Below are 20,193 nucleotides of genomic sequence, written 5' to 3'. Positions count from 1 at the left end.
GACCTCACCACCGTCCCGGACAGCGAACTCGGCACCTCACTCGCACGGCTCGAGTCACGCACCCGCACCCTCGTCGGCCTCACCGCGCGGCTGGCGCACGAACGCAACCACCGGAACGGACCGGTCGCGGCAGCTCCCGGCGACACACCCACACGAGCGGCCGCGTGCCCCGGGGAGACCCGGGCCGCCGCGCCGAACCGCACCTCGCACTCGCCCCGCCCGAACCGATCGGGCATTGTTGCCGATGACCGCAGCACCGTGGCCCGAGGAGTTACCGTGACCGCACCCGTGCGCGTGGAGCGCACCGGCGACGTCGTCGTCTGGACCATCGACAATCCCGAGCAACGCAATCCGATCTCCGACGAGGCGACGATCGAGGCCCTGGAGAACGCCGTCCGGGCCGCCGACCGCGACCATTCGATCCGGGTGGCCATCCTCACCGGAGCGGGTACGGCGTTCAGCGCCGGCGGCAATGTCAAGCACATGCGGGACAAGGCCGGCATGTTCGGCGGCGCCCCGGCCGACCTGCGGCAAGGCTACCGGCACGGTATTCAGCGCATCCCCAAGGCGCTGTACCACTGCGAGATCCCCACCATCGCCGCGGTGAACGGCCCGGCGATCGGCGCCGGCTGCGATCTCGCCCTCATGTGCGATATGCGGATCGCCGCGACCACCGCCACCTTCGCGGAAAGCTTCGTCCGCCTGGGCCTCATCCCCGGGGACGGCGGCGCCTGGCTGCTGCCGCGGGCGGTGGGGATGGCCCGCGCCAGCCAACTGGCGTTCACGGGCGCCGCCATCGACGCCGCCACCGCACTCGACTGGGGAATGGTCAACGAGGTCGTCGAACCCGATCGGCTGCTCGACACCGCGCACCGGCTCGCCGCGGAGATCGCGGTCAATCCACCGCACGCGCTGCGGATGACCAAACGCCTGTTGCGCGAGGGCCAGCAGCAGAGCCTGGAAACACTACTGGAGCTCTCCGCCGCCATGCAGGCCCTCACGCACCACACCGCCGATCACGACGAAGCCGTCGCCGCCATGCTGGAGCGGCGCACGCCCCGTTTCACCGGGCAGTGACGACCGGCCGGACACCGGCCCGGCAGGGAGAACCCGCACCGCGGTCTAACGCTTCTCGACCACGCGCTCGCCCTCGCCCGGTTTCCAGATGGTGACCCGCAGCAGATCATCGCCGACCTCGACCGCCGACGCCGAGGTCAAGTCGGCCACGAAGAAGTGCTCGAACGGCTGGTTCCGCAGATCCAGACCGCTGTCCTCGTACAGATAGTCGGCGAAACGCGCATGCAACGCGGTATCCGGATCATCGATCACCAGACCGAACAGTTTGGCGTCCCCGTCGGACACCATCGTGTCCTCGGTCGCGGTGTGCAGACAGAAGCGCGGATCGCGCGCGAGATCCCGGAATTTGGTGGTGCCCGGCATCCCGACGATCACCAATTTCTCCTCGAAGATGAGCGGCTCCACCGGACTGATCCGGGGGAATCCGTCCGAACGCAGGGTGGCGAGCATGCACAGATTGCTGGTCGCGGTGTGGCGACGACGGAAGATCTCGCTGATCCGCGGCGCCTCGGCGGTGAATTCACTCCAGGTCGTCATACAGCCGACGGTACGACGACCGGCGCCGCCGCGGATGACGCCGAGCCCGATCCGAGACGAACAAAGCCCGCACCGGTACCCGTACCGCCGGCCGGCACGGGTCAGCCCGAGTTGCGCAGGGCCGTGGCCAAACCGTTCATCGTGAGCAGGATGCCGCGTTTCACCAGTTCGGAATCGTCCCCCGCACGCAACCGGCGCAGCAGTTCGACCTGCATCTGGTTCAGCGGTTCCAGATACGGGAATCGGTTACGGATGGACTCCGCCAGCGACGGATTGTCGGCCAGCAGATGATCGTTGCCGGTGATGGCGGCATGGACGGCGACCGTCCGGGCATGCTCCCGCTCGATCATCCCGAAGATGCGCTTGCGCAGATCGATATCGTCGACCAGTTCCGCGTATCGGGCGGCGATATCGAGATCGCTCTTCGCCATCACCTGCGCGAGATTCGACAGCACGGTCCGGAAGAACGGCCAGCGGCGGTACAGGTCCGAGAGCCGGGCGAGCCGGTCCGGATCGCCGTCGATCCACTCCTCGAGCGCGGTCCCGGTGCCGTACCAGCCGGGCAGCATCACCCGGGCCTGGCTCCAGGACATCACCCACGGAATGGCCCGCAGATCCGCGACCGAGTTGGTGGGTTTACGGGAGGCGGGACGGCTACCGATATTGAGGTCGCCCACCTCGGCGACCGGGGTCGACTGCCGGAAATACTCCACGAAGCCAGGGGTTTCGTGCACCAGGCGCGCATAGGCGGCGCGAGCCCGGTCCGCGAGTTCGTCCATGAGCGCGTAGGAGGGTTCGGCGTCGGCGCCCAGCCCCTCGACATCCAGCAGCGTCGATTCGAGGGTGCCCGCGATGAGCGATTCGAGGTTGCGGTGCGCGGCGCCGTGTTCGGCGTATTTCGCCGCGATGACCTCGCCCTGTTCGGTCAGCCGCAGGGAACCCCGCACGGCGCCGGCGGGCTGCGCGAGGATCGCGTCGTAGCTGCGGCCCCCGCCGCGCCCGACGGTGCCACCGCGGCCGTGGAACAGCCGCAACCGGATCCCGTGTTCGCGCGCCAGCTCTACCAGGTCCAGTTCCGCCCGGTACAGCGCCCAGTTCGCGGCCAGGTATCCGCCGTCCTTGTTCGAATCGGAGTAGCCGAGCATCACCTCCTGGCGCATTCCGCGCGCCGCCACCAGCTCCCGGTACTCCGGCACCTGTAGTGCCGCGGCCAGCGTCGACGCACCGGCCGCCAGATCCTCGATGGTCTCGAACAGCGGCACGATCCCGGCCGGGCACGAGGGTCCGCTGTCCGCGTCCCCCGGATCGAGCAGCCCGCCCTCCTTGAGCAGCAGGGCGGCCTCGAGCAGATCGCTGACCGAGGTACACATCGAGATGATGTAGTTGGGGACCGCGTCCGGGCCCAGCGCGGCCACCACGGCGGCGCCCGCGCGGACGACTCCCAGCTCTTTGGCCGCCTGCTCGCCGATCCGTGCCCGCGGCCCCAGCAGCGGCCGGCGGGTACGCAGTTCCCGGGTGAGCAGGTCTACCCGCTCGGACTCGGACAGGCTCGGATAATCCGGATGTACACCCGCCCAGGCCAGCAGTTCGGCGACAACCTGCTCATGCGTTTCGGAATTCTGACGCATATCCAGGCCCTGCAGATGGAACCCGAAGGTCTCCACCGCACAGCGCAGCGCCGCGAGGTGGTCGTCGGCGAGCAATGCGTCCCCGCCGGCGCGCAGCGAGGCATCGACGGCGTCGAGATCGTCGAGCAACTCCTGGGGAGTGCCGTAGGGAGCACCGGAGGTGCCCTCGCCGGCTGCGGACGATTCGAACTCCCAGGGACCCGCCGCCTCGGGGTCCAGCGCGGCGACGGCGCGGCGCGCGGTCGCGGTGAGCCGGACCCGGATGCCGTAGAGCGCCCGCCGGTACGGCTCGTCGGCGTAGGTCTTCGGGTCCGGATAGCCGCAATCGGCGAGCGCGCGCAGTTCCGCGGTCACCGGGACCAGCCGCGCCGACAGCGCCAGCGTCTTCGCCAACTGCACCAGGTCGCGCAGGTAGCGCGCGAACGCCACCCCCGCGGCCTGCGCAGCCGCCGTGCGCACCACCTCCGCCGTCACATACGGGTTACCGTCCCGGTCCCCACCGATCCACGAACCGGGCCGCAACATGGGTTTCGGCAGCAACCGCTGCTCGGGCCAGCGCGACCCCAGCGCCGTACGCACGCTCGCGTTGATGGCGGGGATGACATCGAACAACGTGAGTTCGTAGTACCGCAGGCCGACGGCGATCTCGTCCTGGATACGCAGCCGCGACAACCTGATCAGCGCCGTACGCCAGAGAGTGAGTACCTGCCGCCGGATCTCGAGTTCGAGCTGTTTCCGTTCGGATTCCGGGGCCCGCTGCCGCCGGCGCATCAATTCGGTGACCCGGGTCTGCGTGTCGAACACCGTACGGCGCCGGGTCTCGGTGGGGTGCGCGGTGATCACCGGGGACACCAGCGCGTCGGCCAGCAATTCCGCGACCCGCTCCCCCGGCACCGCGGCCGCATCCAGTTTCCGGTAGGTGGCGGCCAGGGAGGAGTCCTGCGGGGCTTCGCCCGCTGCCTCGTGCGCGGCGCGGCGGCGGTCGCGCTGGATGTCCTCGGCGAGATTGGCCAGCAGGACGAAATAACTGAACGCCCGGATCAGCGGCAGTGCCACCGCGATATCGACTCCGGCCAGCATTTCGCCGACCGCGCTGCGCTCCACCTCCGCCCGCCGGACTCGGAACGCCTCCACTCGCACCCGCTCCACGAGGTCGAAGACCTCGGGGCCCTCGTGATCGCGAATGGTGTCGCCGAGCACGCCGCCGAGGAACCGGATGTCCTCGCGCAGCGGCAGGGTCGCGTCGTTTCCTTCAGCGGTCTGCGCATCGCCCATGATCAGAAGTATGGACGGCCACCGTGCCGGTAGCTGTGACGACGCACACGGCCGGGCCCGGCTGTGTGCGCCGGACGCCGCGGCACCCGGCTATCGGCACAGGTGACGCCCCTCCTACCGCTCAGCCCAGCGGCTGAGAGAAACGCAAGAAGTTTCCCCAGGGGGATCGGCGAAACCACAGTCGCGCACGCCGTAGGGCTGCTCGGGGGGTTCTGGGTGACCCCCCGGGCCCGGGATTCATCGCTCTGCCGGAAATTCGCTCAACGCGCCGCGCGCCCGGGACGGCTGCGCCAGCCATAGCGCGGTCGCGACGACACCTCCGGTGAATACCAGTTCGGCGCAGTTGGTGAGCAGCATGGGTGGCATGGCCGCCGAGACCACCGTCATGATCACGGTGGTCACGGTCCAGAGCCGGTAACCCCGCGCCCGCCACACCGCCACGGCCGCCACCAGCACAACCACCACCGTCACCACCGGCGGCAGCAGTCCGCCCACCGACGCGTGCGCGGTGGTGTAGCGCACGGTGCCCGCCCACTCCCGCGGTTCCAGCGTGAGCGGAGTCAGTTCGCCGGCCACCCCCACCACGATCACCGCCGCCGTCACCGCCGCGACCGCGGCCCGTACCCACCGTGTCCGCGCCCCTTCGACCCCGGCCCGCGCCGCGGCGGCGCACGCCCACGGCATCAACAGCGGAGTGAGCACGATATGGGCGACGAAGCGGGGCGCCGACCAACTCTCCAGCGTCGCACCGGCGCCGATCCAGCGACCCGCCGCGAGTACCGCGTTGTCGTAGACCAAGGCCGCGCACACCACGGCGGGCACGAGGACCAGCCGGTCGCCGGTCGCCCGGAAGCGGCGCGCGCACCGGCCGGCGAGCGCCAGCTGACCGGCGGCGAGCACGGCGAAGAGTACGGACGCGAGCACGAGAATCCTTTCCGGCCGCGGCGGGCCGAGACCGGCCGCCAGAATACTGCCACCGGACCTCCCTGGCGGCCCGCCTCGATCCTCCGGAGTCGCTGCCGCCGCGGCCACCGTATCTTTTCGGCCCGTCCGCGATGTTCCGTCGTCGCTGCGCCGCCGCCCCGCGGTGGCTGCCCGGCTCACCCGCGCCGGCGACCCCGGCCGCGGATCCGCGCCGCGGCACCCGGCGTTGTCGTGCCGAGCTGCCGCGCGCCGGCACCGAGCGCTTTCGCGAAGCGGAAGAGGCAGGTGGCACCGGAACCCACCTCCGCGTATCCGGCCGCCCGGTAGAGCGCCCGTGCCTCGGGCTGCCGGTCGCCGGCCGTGACGAACGCCTCCTGATAGCCCAGCCGGACCATCTCGGCTTCCAGTTCCGCGAGCACCTGGGTCGCGAGTCCGCCGCGCCGGTGCTCGCGCGCGGTCCAGACACGTTGGACCTCGGCGGTCGTCGGATCGACGCGGCGGAATCCGCCGCCCGCGACCGGGCCGCCGTGGTCCACCAGCACCAGCAGATCACCGTCGGGGGCGGAGTAATCGGCGGCCGGGCAGTCCCGGAGGCGCCGGTGGATCGCACCGGCCGTACCGCCGTAGCGGATGCTGTGGTCGATGGCGAGTTCCGCGAGCAGCGCCACGGCCAGCGGATGCTCCTGGTGTACGTGATACAGACGCGGGCCGCGGGCCCGCCTATCGATCGCCGACGGTGTACCCACGCTCGACCTCCATCACCCCTGGCCGCTGCGCCACACCACTCGGCCGATCCGGATGGTCAGGTGAGATTAACGAACGGCAGGAGGTCGGCACACCGATTCCGGTCGTGTGTCGTCGAACTCTGGACACTGTTACGTTCCGTTTACACCACCTGCTGTTCACCGGCCGATAAACCGCGCTCGCACAGCGGGTCCGCCGCCCTACCGGGGCGCCGACGCGGTGAGTATCGCGCGGAACCACAGTGCCGGCAGCAACGCCACTCCCACCAGGACACCGCTCACCCACATCGGCCCCCGGTCACCCCAACCGGTCCCCAGGGCGAGCCCCGCCAGCGCGGGCCCCACCGCGGCACCGACGTTCAACGCCGCCGTCGCATAGGAGCCCGCCATGGTCGGCGCGCCCGCGGCCTCGTAGAGCACCCGCGCGATCAGCGTGCTCCCCACCCCGAACGACAGCGCGCCCAGCACGCACACCAGGACGAGCAGGGCGACTGGACGGTCGGCGGTCAGCGCGAGCGCGAACCAGCCACCGCACAGCAGCGGGCCGCCGACCGCGATCACCACCGCGGCGTACTCGTCGGACAGCCGCCCGGCGACCGTCACCCCGGCAAAGGAACCCACGCCGAAGAGCACCAGCGCCACCGGCACCCAGAGCACACCGAGCCCACCCGTCCCGGTGACCAACGGCGCGAGGAAGGTGAAGCCGCCGAAGGTCGCCGCGTTCACGAGCGCGCCCAGCAGCATGACCGCGAGCAACCGCGGACGTCGCAACTGCGTGAGTTCGCGACGGAGGTCGGTGGCGGTCCGCCCCGAGCGGCCGGGCATTCCGGCCAGGACAACCCCGGCCGCGGCCGGCAGGCACAGCAGCGCGAGCGCCCAGAAGGTGGCCCGCCAGCCGAGCATCGCCCCGAGCAGTGCCCCGCCCGGCACCCCCGCCACCGTGGCGAGGGCGGTACCGCCCAGCAGGATCGCCAGCGCCCGGCCCTGCCGTCCGGCGGGGACCAGCGCCGCGGCCGCGGTCAGCGCGACCGCGAGGAACCCGGCGTTCGCGACGGCAGCGACCACCCTGGTGCCGATCAGGACGGAGAAACTGCCGGTCGCCGCTCCGGCGATATGCGCGGCCAGGAACAGCAGCAGAAAACCCAGCAGGCTCGACCGGATCGGCCAGTTTCGGGCGAGACCCGCCATCAGCGGTGCGCCCACAACCATTCCGATGGCGAACGCCGAGGTCAGCAGGCCGGTGGCACCGAGGTCCACACCGAGATCGGCCGCGATATCCGGTACGAGACCGGCGAGCATGAATTCCGAAGTGCCCATGGCGAAAACCGCCAGGGCGAGCAAATAGAGAGCGAAAGGCATGACAGGCTCCGAGGTGGAAGAGACAGGAAACGTCTCGTCACCCCGGTCAGCGCCCGGGAATCACCGCATGACCGTGCGGCCGGAAGGCGGCACGGCGAACGGGTAGCGAAAGGTCAGGGGCTGACGGGGATGACCGACAGCCCTGCTCTGGATGCCTCCGGGCTCGACACGGCAGGAAGACTACCGGCTCGCCCGGCCTGCCGCACACCTGTTTTCCGTGCCCCGCGGCAACGACCCGCCCGCACTCTCGATACCCGCGCCGAACTCAGCCGGGCTCGTCGAACCGGACCCTTACGCCGACACGGCCCTTCTCGTCGCGCCGGGCGGTCGCCTGCCCGCGCCGATCGCCGTCGCGGAAGTGCAGCACGATGGGCGCGCCCTCGCCGAGGAAGTTGCGCCACCAGGTCTTCTTGTCGGGCATGGCGACACCGATGAGCAGGCCGCCGTCCTTCTTCGAGTAGTTCACCGGGGTCCGGAACGTCCGGCCCGACCGCCGCCCCACGTACTCGATCTCCACGAACCCCTTACCCAGCAGGGGGCCCAGCACCGGGGCGTCGAGCAGGGCGACCACCCCCGTGTTGAAGCCCCGGACCGCCCGGCCCAGCAGTGTCGTCGATGCCACGGTTCCTCCTGACAGCTTTTCCCCGGCGATGCCTCGACACTAACGCGGTCCGGCGCGGACCGCCGGTCCGGCAACACCACCCCGGGCACGGATTCCGGTGAGCAGGGCGCACATCCGATCGCTGCCGGTTTGCGCGGCGCAATCCTGGCTGCCACTATCACCTGCGGTGTAGCGCCGGAACCTCGATCGCAGCGGTACCGCTCAGCGGCCGAGGCCGGGACCGGCGGTGAACAGCAGCGTTCGATACGGAGTGGATTGATGCTCAAAGGTTTCAAAGACTTCCTCATGCGCGGGAACGTCATCGATCTGGCCGTCGCCGTCGTGATGGGCACCGCCTTCACCGCGGTGGTCAGTTCGGTGACCAAGGGTGTGGTGGAGCCGTTGCTGGCCGTCCTCGGCGGCAGCGGCCAGCTCGGTTTCGGTGTCACACTGCTCGCGGGCAAACCCGCCACCTTCATCGCACTCGGCCCGATCATCAGCGCCGCCATCGATTTCGTCATGGTCGCCGCGGTGCTGTACTTCGCCCTCATCCTGCCGATGAAGTCCATGCAGAAGCGCTTCTACGCCCGCAACAAGGTGGACGCCGAACCGTCGACCCCGGCCGATATCGCCCTGCTGACCGAGATCCGCGATCTGCTCGCCGAGCAGGCCGGGCGGCCCGAACTGGTCGAGAAGGACACCCAGCAGGTGCACTCCTCCTGAGTCCGGGCGAGCGCGGACCGCTCATCCGAATCATGCTTCGTAGAAACCTGTCCGAACGCTGATCGGGGGCATATCTTCCGCGGTGACCTTCCGCAGCGCTGACCGGACTCGGTAAGCCCAGCGATATCGCCTTCGGGGCGGTCGAACGGGCGGTTGTGGCCCGGCGGTGAGTGATGGTCCGGTGTGGGCACGGTCCTCACCGCCCGGGGTCTCCCGGCGGATCGCTGCGGGGCCGCGCCGCACTCGCACTGTCGACCAGCAGCCGGTGCAGGGCACGGGCCTGCGGTGAGGCCCGGGCGACATCCAGCACCACCTCGGTGAAGGCCTCGGCCAGCGCCGCCTCGGGATCGAACCGACCGGCGCGGAAACCGCCGCTCAGCTGTGCGCGCCACTGCCCGAACCCGGCAACGGTGCGGGCCAGCGATCCGGCGGCATCCCGGCTCACCAGCGGCAGATACGTGACGACGAGCGCATGCCGGGTTCCGGTACGCGCCCGGAAACCACCGGCCACGTCGAGCGCCCGCCCCAGTTCACGGACCACGGCGGAGTACACCGGCCGCTGGGCGCAACCCGGGGCGAGCACACCCGCTTCCTCGTCCGATCGAACCGCGCGTTCCAGCGCCGCCGGTTCCACGGCCGCCCGGACCGCCAGGGTTATGCACACGGGGTGGCCGGTGCCCGTATCCGGGTGATCATCCGGCGCGGGCGCCGGATCCGACGGCTCGGGGTCCAGGCGTGTCGCGGCTCCGTCCGCCAGCTCGGCGATACCGATGGCGGCCAGAGCGATCGCCGGATGCCGCGGTAGGACATCGTGCACCGCGGCGACCATCTCCATCAGCACCTCACGGGGCACACCCGGCGTATCGAATCCGAATGCCCGGACACCGTGCCGTTCGGCCAGTTCCCGGGCCAGTCGGGCAGCTATGGGTTCCACCGCTTCTTCGGCCGGCCGGCGTTCCGGTTCCGCGGGTTTCTCGGAGGACCGCTGTAGTGGACGTCCCGGCATCCGTGGCGGCATATCGGATGCGCTGGACCCGGGCGCGGTGACCCGGGGTGAACCACCAGGCGGGGTTTTCGACCACGGGGAGCCAGAGGGGTTCGCGGATCCGGCGCGGGCCGGACGGGTCACATCGGCAGGTGTGTTCGCCGAGCCGCGGGAGACGGCGGAAGGCGGCGGACCCGCGGTTGCGGCCTGCCCCGCGGCACCGGGTAGTACCGCGGGCACCCCGGTGGGAGCGGTCTGCGGCCCATCCCGGAGATCCCGCTCGCCAGGACTCTGTTGCTGTTCGGGCGATCGTGACTGCTGTGCGTCCGAGGCCCGGGCGTCGCCACCCGGTGCCGAACCTGGATCACCGGCCGGAGCCCGGCCGGGGCCCGTGTCCCCAGGTACCGAAGACCCTGTGGGCACCAGCCCCGAAGCCCCCGCGACCGTCTCGTTCCGACCGGGGTCCGTCGGCGCTACTTCGGCGGCGGGAACCGCGGTGGAAGCCGAGGGATCGGAGACGAAACCCACGACGGGAGAGACATAGTTCGTCTGCACCGGATTCACGCCGGTCGGCACCGGCGGACCGGCGGTCCGCACAGCCTGGCTGCCCAGCAGATCCTGCTGCTCGAAATTCGCCGCGACCTGCCGCAGGTCCGGCCCGGTCTGCTGCACGGTTTCGCTGAGGATTCTCAGCTCTGACAGCGTCTGCTGTTCCTCCGGAGCGAATTGCTCGCCGAACGCCCGTCCGGTGTCATCGTTTCCCCACGGAGCGAGATCGGTGGTCACCAGTTCTTCCAATCGGTGCACCAATGCCGCGACCTCCGCGCCGATCTGGTCGAAAGCCGGTGCCGCCGAACGCAATCGGTCAGGATCGGCTCGAAACTGCTCGCTCACCTGTGCTCCCTCACCGTGCTGCTCCGCCCTGGCTCCGAGGCAGCAGACCTCTCGGCAGCGGAAAGGCCAGGATACGGCCGGGAGTCGAAGCCCGTGGCGACGCCCGGCGGGCCATCGAGCACACGAACGGGCGTCTCACCAATAGGGAAACCCCTACAAAACAGCCTTTGAGAGGCGCAATGTCGCCGGTCATCGAATAATGGGAGATCTCGGACAATTCACGTTGATGTCCGATCGAACGATGATACTACCGGGGGCAGACGGTAATGAACGCGACCGCGCTCTTGGCCGAGGTACCGGCCGCGGTCCGCGACCTGGTGATCGGGCATTGGCCCGAACTTCTCGTGGAGCCCACGCGTGCCCGCGGCGACCGGTACATCGAAACCGGCAAAGGACTGACCGTAGCTGCCGACCAGTACGAGATCGGCGGAAAGCAGGCCGAGAGCGCCTTGGACGGTGCCTCCCAGGCCGAACTCGCCCAGCGGAACCGCACAGTCGTCGCGGCGATGCGCAATCAGGCCGCGGTGTGCACGGATATGGGCAACCAGTGCCACGATATCGCCGACATCACTGAACAGACGCAGCATCTGCTGGTGGTCACCGGCATCGTACTCGGTGTGCAGCTCGCCTACGACGCACTGCTGTTCTTCTACGGCGGTGGGTACAAGGCGCTGGCCGATCGAATCGCCGCCGAGCAGGCGATGCGTGCCGCCGTCGTGCGACTGGCGACCACCGCGGGTACGCAGGCCGCCGCCGGTGCGGCACGCCGTGCCGCGTTGCACGGGGCAGCGCACGCGGCGAAGATCGGCGCTCTCACGAGCGTGGGGATGAGTGTCGGAGCCCAGCTATGGGATCTCGAAACCGGAGCCCGCGACAAGTTCGACACCGGCGCACTGCTCGAGATGGTGGCCGGCGGCGTGCTCGGCGGCGTGGTCGGCGCCGAGGTCGGGCGACGTGTCGCGCCGCGCGTGCTGGAACGTTTCGGCGGGCGGGCCACCACCGATATCGGCCGCTTCACCGCTCATCTCGGCGGAACCATGCTCATCGGTGGGGCGGGTGGTGTCACCGGCGGCATCGCGGGGGCCGTGCCCTCGCTGATCATCCACTTCGACGAGATCCACAGTTTCGGCGATATGTTCAAGATGGTCCGCGAATCGGCGGTGGTCGGCTTCGGCGGCGGCTTCGTCGGGGCTGCGGGTAGCGCACTGCGCGTGCATCGAGCGGGTGCCACGGGGGCCGGCGGGAACCTCGACCTTCCCCCGATCGCCCGGCGGCACATGGAGTTCGGGGTACGCGTCGACGAGCTTCTCGCCGGGGAGCCGCCGCTCGCGGAACCCATGGCGCGACACAGCACCGCCGAGAACTCGGCGAGAACCATGGAACTGCTCACCTTTCCGGACGGCAGCCAGGTGGTGCACAAGGTCGTATCCGATCCGCAGCACGCGCACGCGGAGTTCCTCGCTTCGGTCGTCGGCGACGCGGTCGGTGCCCGGGTACCCGCCGTGCACATCGACGGGCGCCACGTCTATATGGAGGTGGTCCCCGGCAAGAACGCCCATGACGCGTATCCGACAGACTGGACGCCGGAAAATCGCTTCCACGGCACACCCTCGGCGAACCGGCTCGGACTGCTCGATGCCCTGATCGATGTCCCCGACCGCGGCGCCGAGAACTGGATGATCGATCCGACGGGCAATGTCTGGGGTATCGACCACAGTCTGGCTTTCGAACCGGACGGCCGCATCGGCGCTTTCGCCAAACAGTTCCTGGACTACGGTCCCGCCGAGGGCACCGTGCAGTGGCGGGAGCACGATTTCTCCCCGGCTCAGGTCTCGGAGATACAGCAGCGCGTCGAAGAGCTGCGGCCGGCATTCTCCGCACTGGGACGCAGCGAGTGGCACGACGGAGTCCTCCAGCGACTGGACGGGATGGCCGACGCGGCTCGGCCCCCGTCCGCCGCCGATTCGGGGGGCGTGGTTCCGCCGCCCCACCCTCCCGGCGACGCACCCGGGCAAGCCCGCAGGGTGACAGCGGACACTCAGCAGCACATTCCCGCCGAGCGCAGGGCCAACCAGAATATCGTTGCGCCGCGGGACGGCCGGCCCGAATCCGGAGACCAGCGCGCACAGGTTCGGCCGCCCGCGGGGCAGGATCGATCGGTTCCCCGAGTCGACCCTGGGGAGATCCGCGCTCCCGGAAACCGGGTCAGCGGATCCGAATCCACCCCGCCTCCCGAAAATATCGGCCGCCGCGCCGCCGCGGATGAACAGCCGGTCGACGGGACCCCGGTTCCGCGCGAAGAGTCGTTCGACGGTCCGCCTACTCGGCCGCTCCAGCGCATCGAATCGGACAACCGGCCGCCCGATCGCGACGCCTACGAACTGGCCGGAGCGCCGCCTCCGCCGGGACAGACCCAATTCTTCCGCCACCCGGACAGCGGTCACGTCGATGTCGTGTTCACCCCACCGGGCGGAAACGAACTGTCGCTGCGACTGATGCCGGGCACCGAGTACGTCCTCGGCAGTGGCCGAGACGCGCTCCTGCACAACGTGGCGAGCGAGTACGTGTCGCGCCGGCACGCCACCATCAGAGTCGACGACGCCGGTCACGTCTTCCTCCGCGACGACAATTCGCTGAACGGGACATTCATCGACGGCAAACAGATGACCGGCGGTGAATGGGTACGTGTCTACGACGGCCAGCAACTCATGCTCAGCCGCCAGTACGACCTCGGCCTCGATTTCCGGCGCCAGATGGCCGACGTCCGGCTGTTCGGCAACGACGCACCACCCCTGCGACTGCACCGCGGGCAGGAAGTCGGTATCGGCCGGGACTTCGTCCAACGACCGAACAGCGCCGACCTGCGGACCATGTCGAAGGATCACGCCGTAGTCGGCATGGACGACGACGGCCGCGTGTGGATCCAGGACGACGGGTCCAGAAACGGCACCAAGGTCAACGACGAGCCGCTCGCCCCGGGCGAGAAACGCACATTGCGCCCCGGCGACTCGGTGCGGTTCGGGCTGACCCGTGGTGAAGCGCAGTTCCTGCCGGCGGACGGCAGCGTCGAAGCACCGCCGCTGCAGATGCGTTTCGGCAACGGGCCGGAAGCGATCCCGATGCAGTTGCAGCCCGGTCGGTCGGTACTGCTGGGGACCGACCAGACCTCACCGTTCGCACGGCAGCTGAGCGGGCACCAGGGAATCTCCGCAGAGCATGCGACATTGGGCATGGACTACGAAGGCCGGGTATGGATCCGGGACCATCCCGGCTCGAACGGGGTCTGGGTCAACGGCGACCGGATCGCCCCGAATCAGCGGGTGACCCTGAACGATGGCGATCAAGTCGGGCTGGGCCCTGCTTTCCTCGCGCCCGCGCACCTGGGTGGAGCATCCGTACATCCGCCCGCGGTTGTGCATTTCGCGCCGGAACTCCGATTGCCGCCGATCCGGCTGGATCCGGGGCAGGAGGTGTCTGTCCCGGTCCGCTATTGGGTCAGCGAATCGGACGGCCCCAGCAATTTCGTCCAGCAATTCAAGACCGAGGTTCGCGATGTCTTCGTCGGACGTGACCCGGACGGCCGGGTCTGGGTCCGCGATCCGCAACCGGATCTCCCCCCGCCCACCCAGGTGAACGGCCGGACCCTCGAGGCCGGCGAGAAGCGGTATATAGGTCCCGAGGACGAATTGTTGGTGGATGGTCACCGATCTCGGCTCGAGCTGGGCAACGAGAAACCGCTCGCACTGCGCCTGTCCGATAGCCGGGACGCACCGCCACTGCACCTGCGCCGGGGCGAGGAACTGCTCATCGGTCGCGATCCGGCCTCACCGATCGCGGATCAGCTGCTCACGAACCAGTCGGTGTCCCCGCGGCACGCGACGATCTTCCGGGACTCCTACGGAAACCTGATGGTGCGGGACAACCACTCCGAGCAGGGGACCTATATCAACGGCGTAAAGGTCGATCCGGACGCACCACCGGTGAACCTGCGTCCGGGCGATAACGTCCGGTTCGGAGACTGGGTGGGCAGTGCCCAGTACGCGGACGGCGAAAGCCCGGTGGCACCGAAGAACACGACTGTGAAACTCAACAGCATGCACGGAGATCGTTCTTTCGAGCTACCGCGCGGCGGAGAGCCGATGGTTCTCGGCCGCAACAACTCCGATCTGCCGACCGGGGTCCCGAGCGGCGAGCAGACCTCTCGTCGTCACGCCACGCTCGGCGTCCATCCTTCCGGCCGTGTCTGGATCCGCGACGAAGGCTCCAGCAACGGCACTCGGATCGACGGCCGGACGATCACGCCCGGCCTGCAGATGACGCTGCACCCGGGTAACCACGTCGACCTCGGCGGCGGATACGAGTTCACCGTCGCATTCCCGCAACCGGAGGGCGGGCCGTTCGTGGACATCATGGACGCATCGCCCGAGACGAAACAGGTGATCAGGGAACTCGCCCGCGTTCCCCGCCATATCTACCAGCGGGTCAGCGATCATATGAACGCGATTCCCGGAGGCGGCATCGTTATCGGCAGCCGGCCGCTGCTGGATATGCCCGGTACCGACAGCCTGCGCGGCAACACACCGTACGGCCGGAAACCGGGTACCAGCTGGAACACCGTACAAGGTGTGTATATGGGCGGGCCCCGGCGGATCGTCATCAACAGCGTTGGAGATTCGGGTAGCCAGAACGTCGTGTGGCACGAATTCGGACATGCCACGGACGCCGCCTACGGAACAGGTGGACGATGGCTGAGCAGCAGTCCGGAGTGGCGAAGCCTGCACGCGGATATGCTCCAGGCGCTGGGCGGGCGCCGCGGGTGGAACCGCTACTTCGACGAGCCCTCGGAAGCCTTCGCCGAGGGCTTCACCGCCTGGATGTACGGCGACACCGCTAAGCTGGAGAAGTTCACCCTGGGTGACAGAGTCCTCGCCGACCGACTGAAGGCCTACTTTGACCGCGTACTCTGACGACACCAGCCCGCCCGAACTCGCACCGGACGGTGTCACCATTCGGCTCCCCCTGCGCGGTAGGACAGAAGACGGTATCCACTACCGCGGGTACGAGGAACTACGCCCGGGCGAGGATGGCTACGACGAACTCCTGCCACTCGCGCGAGCAAATGCCACCGAACCGGACGAATTGCCCGAACGTCCCGTGGACCCGGAGACCCTTGCGCTCATCTTGCGGGACTCCGGATCGGACAGCGGCAGCGACTGGAACTCCTGATCGGATCCGTGGCGCTACCCGGCCGGGGTCAGGATCTTCAATACCTCGTCCGAGTAGTAGAACGGCTCCAGGCGTTCCCGGATCAGCCCGGCCAGCACCCCGTCCCGTTTGGCCGCTTCGACGACCGCCGGCCCGTAGCGCAGGATCTCGGTGACGATGTCCTCGCCGGTAAGACCCAACTCCCCGAGCAGCGCGGCGAGCGTGTGATCGCGATACTTCTCGTGGAAGACCTGCGCGCATTCGGCTACCAGCAGGCCGAAATACTCCTTCTCGCGGGTGGTCACCGCTATCCGGTAGCAGAGCAAGACGAGCTCGTTGAGATCCTTCTTGGTGAGGTACTCCCGTAGGCCGCTGATCGGTTCGCCGGCGTGCAGATCCCAGAACTCCATGGTCGCGTCGTGCACCGGGGCGTCCCGCAGCATCTCGCGGATCGCGTTGTTGGTGCGTTTGAGCGCGTACATGGCGCCCTTACCGGCGATATCGCCGAGGATGGTGTTGGATTCGGCGGCCTTGCGCGCACGGTCGGCGGCGGATTGCCCGATCGACATGAGGGTGCCCATACCGGGGATCTTCTCCGCGCGCTGCCGGTTGACCTCCACGAAATCCCCGACCAGTTTGTCGACGAACTTGGAGGCGACGGTGGCGACCAGCGGGCTGTCGGTCAGGCGTTCCAGAACCCGTTCCTGGGTCTGGTGCATATCCACGATCTTCTGCAGCAGCGCTTCGACCGGCTCACGTTCGACCAGATCACCGAGCGTGTGATCCTCGTTGGCGGCGATACTGTCGTAGATCGCGTCGGCGAACAGGCCGACGGTATCGGCCAGTACAGCGGCGCCGCCGACCTTGTCGACGAGTACGGCCACCGTCTGTTCGAGCTGTTCGGCCTCGACCACCTCCCCCGCGTTCACCGTGCCCGCGACGTCCAGGACAGCGGCCACATCACGAGCCACGACCTCGGCGAACCGGTCGCCACTCACTTCGTCGAGCAGCCATTGCACTTGGGCGTCGAGCAGCCGGTCGGCAAGCACCCGTGCAGCATCCACCTCGATCACAGATCCTCCTTCGGAGCGGCTTCATGCGGTCGGCGGAGGCCGCAGCGAAGGCGGAGGTATCGCCTCACGCCTCTTCGCCCTCGTGCAGGGAGGTGCGAATCTGTGCCAGACGTTCCCGCGCGGCCTGTTCACGCGCTTCCCACTGTTCGTCGGCGCCGCGCCCGGCCGGGCTCTGCCGGTCGAGTGCCCGGGCGCCGAACGCGGTGCCGATACGCCGCTCGACCTTATCGCGTACGGACCCGAACGTCGGCACACCGGAGCGGGTGTAGCCACCGACCGAGCCGGCGGCTGCTGCGCCCTGCCCGGCTTCCGCACCCACACCCCCGCCGACCTGCGACGACGAGGAGAGATCGGGCGAGGATCCATAGCCGGTCGCGGCTGGGGTGCCCGGAATCACACCGGGCACCGACCCACCCTGCCCGGTTTCGGACAGCAGTCTCGTGGCGGCCTCGTACAGGGGGGCCAGCTTGTCGCGGCCCGCGGCGGCCACGACCAGGACGGCCAGCAACTGCTCGTCGGGCAGGGCCGCCAACCGCGCGGCGAGCGCGCCCGGATCGCCTGCGCTCGGTTCACTCATGCAACCACCCTACGACGTCCGGCCCGCCCGTTCGGACGGACCGAACCACGTTGCCTGAGAACAAGCCCTACCTACGAACGGATCACCGCGCCCACGGCGTCCGAGGCGGCGGTCACGGCGGCGTCGCGGGCGGCACTGGCCTCGTCCTCGGTGAGGGTGCGGTCGGCGGCCCGGAAACGCAGGGCGTAGGTGAGCGATTTACGCCCCTCCCCTGCCTGCGCACCCGCGTACACGTCGAACAGCGAGATATCCTCGAGCAGTTCACCACCACCGGCTCGCAGCGCCGTCTCGACGGCCGCCGCGGGGACATCCGCGGAGACGCTGACCGAGACATCCTGCAGCACGGCCGGGAACGGTGAAATGGCCGGCGCGGGCCGGGACTCGCGCAACGGAAGCGCGTCCAGATCGAGTTCCAGGGCGCAGGTGCGCGGCGGCAGACCGGACCGTTCCAGTACACCCGGATGCAGTTCACCGGCGTAGCCGACCACGGTGCCGTCCACCGTCAGCTCGGCGCATCGCCCCGGATGCCACGGCAACCGCTTACCGGGCCGGCGTTCGAGCGCGACCCCGGCGGCCTCGGCGATCACATCCGCCAGCGCGAAAACGTCGGCGGCTTCGGCCGCCCGCCCCGGCCCCCACGGACCACGGGGCTCCCGGCGTCCGGTGAGCACCACCGCGACATGCTGCGGCTGATCGGGCAGCGAGACCAGCAGTTCGCCGATCTCGGCATCGGTCGGGCGGCGGTCCACCGGCAGCGGTTCGACAGGTTTGGTGTCCGGCCCGGGCAACACCACCTGGGCGATCCCGTAGAGCGACAGATCGCGCGCACCGCGGGAGATATTGCGGACCGCGATCTCCAGTAGACCCGGCAGCAAGGTGGTGGCGAGTTCGGCACGCTCGACATCCAGCGGGTTCAGCACCCGGGTGGTCGTCCGGCGGGGGTCGTCCTCATCCAGACCCCACGTATCGAAAACACCCGAGGGCAGGAACACCGGCGGCGGCACCTCGACACAACCCGCGAAAGCCAGCGCCCGGCTCACCGCGCGACGACGACGCTGCACGGCAGTCAGTCCGCGCCCGGCCGGTGCCTGCGGCAGCACCAGCGGAATCTGCTCCAGGCCCTCCAGCCGCAGCACCTCTTCCACCAGGTCGGCGGGCTGGACGAGGTCGGGCCGCCAGCTCGCCGGGGTGACCACCAGCTGACCATGACCACTGGTCTCGTCGACCGCCACCTCGACATGGCAGCCGATCTGGGTGAGCCGGCGCGCGGAGGTGCCGGGGGCGTACTGCACGCCGGCCACGCGGTCGGGCAGGTCGATATCCATACGGATGGGTTCCGGCGGCGACAGCGGCAGCCGGATATCGGTGAGGGTAAGCTCCACGGTGCCCCCGGCGATCTCGGCGAGCAGAGTCGCGGCCCGGTCCAGCGCGGCCAGGTTGAGTTCCGGATCGACCACCCGCTCGTAGCGTTTACTCGCCTCCGACACCAGTTTGTGGCGGCGGGCGGTGCGGTAGATGAACAGCGGATCCCAGGTCGCGGCTTCCAGGACGATATCGGTGGATTCCGCGCCCACCTCGGTGGTCGCGCCACCCATCACACCGGCGAGCGAGACCGCACCGGTGTCGTCGGCGATCACCACATCCTCGGTGTCGAGTTCGCGTTCGACATCGTCGAGCGTACGCAGGGTCTCACCGGTGCGGGCCCGGCGCACCACGAGACCGCCGCTGAGTTTCGCGGCGTCGAACGCGTGCAGCGGCTGACCGAGTTCCAGCATCACGTAATTGGTGACATCGACCGCCGGGGAGATCGGGCGCACGCCCGAGAGCAGCAGCCGGCGCTGCAACCACCACGGACTCACCGCGTCCGGATCGATACCGGTCACCCGGCGGACCCCGAAACGTGTGCACCGCGTTTCCGGTTCCACCCGGACCGGCCAGGCCTCGTCGCCTTCGCCCAGGGTGCGTACGGCCGGGTCGGCGTATTCGAGGTCGAAACCGCAGGCCAGTTCGCGGGCCAGACCGCGGACCGAGAAGCAGTAGCCGCGGTCGGGGGTGATGTTCAGTTCGATGACGGTATCGCCGAGGCCGAGCAGTTCGTTGGCGTCGGTGCCGGGTTCGGCCGTACCGGGTTCCAGGACGAGGATGCCCGAATGGTCCTTGCCGATACCGAGTTCGGCGACCGAGCAGATCATGCCGTGGGAGACGTGCCCGTAGGTCTTGCGGGAGGAGATGGCGAAACCGCCCGGCAGCACACCGCCGGGCAGCACCACGACCACCAGATCACCGACGGCGAAATTGGACGCGCCGCAGACGATCTCCTGGAGTTCTTCCGCGCCGATATCGACCTTGCAGAACCGGATGGGTTTCTTGAACTCGGTGAGTTCGGTGATCTCGGCGACCCGGCCGACCACCAGCGGGTGTTCGATCTCCCCGCCCACTCGCTCCAGGGTGTCGATCTCTTCGACTTCCAGCCCGACCCGGACGAATCCGGCGTCGAGTTCTTCCGGCGTCACCGACCAGCCGGGGACGGTGCGGCGGATCGTTTCGGTCAGCCAGGACTGCGCTACTCGCACTGTGACGTTCGCTCTCTCG

General features: G+C 69.1%; 14 protein-coding genes. 4 read left to right on the top strand and 10 right to left on the bottom strand.

What is annotated here, in order from left to right; genetic code table 11:
* The first annotated feature begins 276 nt into the window (after positions 1 to 276).
* Positions 277 to 1,077, top strand: a complete 801-nt coding sequence (locus AB0H42_RS29330; protein ID WP_063131482.1) for a crotonase/enoyl-CoA hydratase family protein — start codon at positions 277 to 279, stop codon at positions 1,075 to 1,077.
* A gap of 45 nt (positions 1,078 to 1,122) precedes the next feature.
* On the opposite strand, the gene AB0H42_RS29325 is transcribed toward AB0H42_RS29330, so the two are convergent.
* The 6 genes from AB0H42_RS29325 to AB0H42_RS29300 all read right to left on the bottom strand — a co-directional run bounded on the left by AB0H42_RS29325 (position 1,123) and on the right by AB0H42_RS29300 (position 8,165).
* Positions 1,123 to 1,614: a pyridoxamine 5'-phosphate oxidase family protein gene (locus AB0H42_RS29325; protein WP_357061940.1), complete on the bottom strand. Its 492-nt coding sequence runs from the start codon at positions 1,612 to 1,614 to the stop codon at positions 1,123 to 1,125.
* A 101-nt stretch (positions 1,615 to 1,715) separates the two neighbouring features.
* Positions 1,716 to 4,517 (bottom strand): phosphoenolpyruvate carboxylase, encoded by a 2,802-nt coding sequence (gene ppc / locus AB0H42_RS29320; RefSeq protein WP_357061937.1) that lies wholly within the window; start codon positions 4,515 to 4,517, stop codon positions 1,716 to 1,718.
* A 237-nt stretch (positions 4,518 to 4,754) separates the two neighbouring features.
* Positions 4,755 to 5,441 (bottom strand): hypothetical protein, encoded by a 687-nt coding sequence (locus AB0H42_RS29315; protein WP_357061935.1) that lies wholly within the window; start codon positions 5,439 to 5,441, stop codon positions 4,755 to 4,757.
* A 176-nt stretch (positions 5,442 to 5,617) separates the two neighbouring features.
* The gene (locus tag AB0H42_RS29310) at positions 5,618 to 6,187 is read right to left on the bottom strand and encodes a GNAT family N-acetyltransferase (protein ID WP_357061932.1); all 570 of its coding nucleotides are present in this window, start codon (positions 6,185 to 6,187) and stop codon (positions 5,618 to 5,620) included.
* A gap of 198 nt (positions 6,188 to 6,385) precedes the next feature.
* Positions 6,386 to 7,543 carry a Cmx/CmrA family chloramphenicol efflux MFS transporter gene (locus AB0H42_RS29305; protein WP_357061930.1) on the bottom strand — a complete coding sequence of 386 codons (1,158 nt, stop codon included), beginning with the start codon at positions 7,541 to 7,543 and terminating at the stop codon, positions 6,386 to 6,388.
* 265 nt (positions 7,544 to 7,808) lie between these two features.
* A complete protein-coding gene (locus tag AB0H42_RS29300; RefSeq protein WP_357061927.1) occupies positions 7,809 to 8,165 on the bottom strand; it encodes a hypothetical protein in 357 nt (118 codons plus the stop codon).
* 258 nt (positions 8,166 to 8,423) lie between these two features.
* Here AB0H42_RS29300 and mscL point away from each other — a divergent pair, with 258 nt between their 5' ends.
* Positions 8,424 to 8,867, top strand: coding sequence for a large conductance mechanosensitive channel protein MscL (mscL, locus tag AB0H42_RS29295; RefSeq protein ID WP_357061925.1), 444 nt, complete (start codon positions 8,424 to 8,426; stop codon positions 8,865 to 8,867).
* 196 nt (positions 8,868 to 9,063) lie between these two features.
* Here mscL and AB0H42_RS29290 read toward each other — a convergent pair whose 3' ends face one another.
* Positions 9,064 to 10,746, bottom strand: a complete 1,683-nt coding sequence (locus AB0H42_RS29290) for a hypothetical protein (protein WP_357061922.1) — start codon at positions 10,744 to 10,746, stop codon at positions 9,064 to 9,066.
* Positions 10,747 to 11,012: 266 nt separating this feature from the next.
* Between AB0H42_RS29290 and AB0H42_RS29285 the strand changes: the two genes are divergently transcribed.
* Complete coding sequence (locus tag AB0H42_RS29285) at positions 11,013 to 15,713, top strand: FHA domain-containing protein (RefSeq protein ID WP_357061920.1); 4,701 nt, start codon at positions 11,013 to 11,015, stop codon at positions 15,711 to 15,713.
* Positions 15,697 to 15,972, top strand: coding sequence for a hypothetical protein (locus AB0H42_RS29280; RefSeq protein WP_357061917.1), 276 nt, complete (start codon positions 15,697 to 15,699; stop codon positions 15,970 to 15,972). The genes AB0H42_RS29285 and AB0H42_RS29280 overlap by 17 nt, the downstream gene beginning before the upstream one ends.
* 14 nt (positions 15,973 to 15,986) lie before the next feature.
* On the opposite strand, the gene AB0H42_RS29275 is transcribed toward AB0H42_RS29280, so the two are convergent.
* The 3 genes from AB0H42_RS29275 to pheT form a co-directional block, all read right to left on the bottom strand.
* Entirely contained in the window at positions 15,987 to 17,024 is a 1,038-nt protein-coding gene (locus AB0H42_RS29275; RefSeq protein WP_357061914.1) for a hypothetical protein, read from the bottom strand.
* Between the two features lie 64 nt (positions 17,025 to 17,088).
* Entirely contained in the window at positions 17,089 to 17,601 is a 513-nt protein-coding gene (locus AB0H42_RS29270; RefSeq protein WP_357061912.1) for a hypothetical protein, read from the bottom strand.
* 71 nt (positions 17,602 to 17,672) lie between these two features.
* Positions 17,673 to 20,174 carry a phenylalanine--tRNA ligase subunit beta gene (gene pheT / locus AB0H42_RS29265; RefSeq protein ID WP_357061910.1) on the bottom strand — a complete coding sequence of 834 codons (2,502 nt, stop codon included), beginning with the start codon at positions 20,172 to 20,174 and terminating at the stop codon, positions 17,673 to 17,675.
* Positions 20,175 to 20,193: the final 19 nt, after the last annotated feature.

The sequence above is a fragment of the Nocardia sp. NPDC050799 genome, from assembly GCF_040654015.1.
Taxonomy (GTDB): Bacteria; Actinomycetota; Actinomycetes; order Mycobacteriales; family Mycobacteriaceae; genus Nocardia.
The sequence above is the reverse complement of the archived record's forward strand: the minus strand, read 5'-3'. Positions and strand labels throughout refer to the sequence as shown.